A 537-nucleotide genomic window follows, 5' to 3' on the forward strand; every position below is an offset into this window, starting at 1 on the left:
GCTCCCACTCCATCGGGCATCTTTATCAAACCCTTTCACGGCTGTTTCCCCGCCTTTGCTTTTTTCGGTTTGGGTGTCGCGGCATTTGCCTTTTTCGGGCGACAGGTCGGCAATCTGCCCATCGACAGCACCCATATCCTCTATCTGCTGATTTTCATGGTTGGCATGGACTTGGTTCATTTCCAGCTTGGCGGATTCGGACGTAGGATTTTCCTGCTGCCGCTTCTGACCGTTGCTGCAACCGCCGCCGCGTGTTTCGTTTTTTCGCTATGTTCGCCCTATTCGTTTGCCCAAAGCCTGGTATTGTCGGGCGGTTTCGGCTGGTTCTCCCTTTCGGGTCCTATGGTTGGAAAAGCGGTATCGCCCGAAATGGGTGCGGCAGCGTTTATGACCGATTTTTTCCGCGAAATGATCAGCATCGTCTTCCTGTATTTCTACGGACGAAAGCAGCCTATGGCGGCAATCGGCATTTCCGGCGCAGCGGCAATGGACTCCGCCCTGCCCTTTGTAAAAGAAAACTGCCGCGCCGAATACATC

Annotated in this window: 1 protein-coding gene; it reads left to right on the forward strand. The window is 54.0% G+C overall.

The genetic code is table 11. From position 1 onward, the window contains the following. Positions 1 to 537 (forward strand): LysO family transporter (locus ACTHUR_RS17555; protein ID WP_440400004.1); only part of this gene is annotated, 537 nt, incomplete at both ends.

It is taken from the genome of Neisseria sp. P0021.S007 (assembly GCF_051956855.1).